A 996-nucleotide genomic window follows, 5' to 3' on the forward strand; every position below is an offset into this window, starting at 1 on the left:
CGTCCGTGCGGATGACTGCCTGGGCCAGGGCGCGCGTCGGGCGTACCACGAGAAGGTCTTGCAGTTGGTCGATCCGGAAGCCGGCGGCGAGCAGCGGCCGCGCGCGACCCAGCTCCCGCACCGGGTCGATGCCCGGGGCGGAGTGCCAGAGCCACCAGGCGTTGGCGATGCCCGCCGCGGTGAGCAGCAGCGGCAGCACGATCGAGATGCTCAGGTGCGGCGACTCGAGCTCGAGCGCCGCGCGGAAGGCCGGCAGGAACGCCGCGAACCCGGCGAGCAGCGCCGGCACGCCGAGCACGATCAGGGGCCAGCGCATGGCCCGGGGCGGATCGTGCGGCGGGCCGGGCGGGACGTCGTAGCGGGCGTCGTCGAAGCCGACCGACCACTGCTCGGACCGGGAGCGGCCGAAGAACGTGCGGAGCAGCAGGCGGGTCGCGTACCAGGCGGTGATCGCGACGCCGGCCAGCGCGGCGACATAGACCACCCAGCCGACCCACACGGGTGCCGGGCCGCCGCCCTCGATCGCGTGCGCGGCGGCGACCAGGACGTTCTCCTTGGACCAGAAACCCGACAGCGGGGGTACGCCGGCCAGCGCGCCGAGTCCGACCACGAACGACCAGAACGTCACCGGCATGTGCCGCCGCAGCCCGCCCATGTGCGTGAGCGAGTTGGTGCCCAGCGCGTGGATCACCGCGCCGGCCGCCAGGAACAGCAGCGCCTTGAACCCGGCGTGGCTCAGCAGGTGGAACAGCGCCGCGGCGGGCGAGCCGACGGCCAGGGCGGCGGTCATGTAGCCGATCTGAGAGACGGTCGACCAGGCGAGCACGCGTTTCAGGTCGTCCTGCGCGGTGGCGGACAGCGCGCCCAGCAGCAGGGTGACTGCGGCCATGACACCGAGTACGGCGAGGGCGGCGGGCGACTGCGCGAACAGCGGGAACAGCCGGAACACCACGAACACCCCGGCCGCGACCATCGTGGCGGCGTGGATGAGCGCGG

At 73.6% G+C, this 996-nt stretch carries 1 protein-coding gene; it reads right to left on the reverse strand.

Features of this window, described 5'->3' with window-relative positions; all coding sequences use genetic code 11:
• A partial coding sequence (locus tag RBH18_RS43865) for an NADH-quinone oxidoreductase subunit 5 family protein (RefSeq protein WP_306216446.1) occupies positions 1 to 996 on the reverse strand: 996 nt, incomplete at both ends.

This window comes from Actinoplanes oryzae (assembly GCF_030757795.1).
Classification (GTDB): domain Bacteria; phylum Actinomycetota; class Actinomycetes; order Mycobacteriales; family Micromonosporaceae; genus Actinoplanes.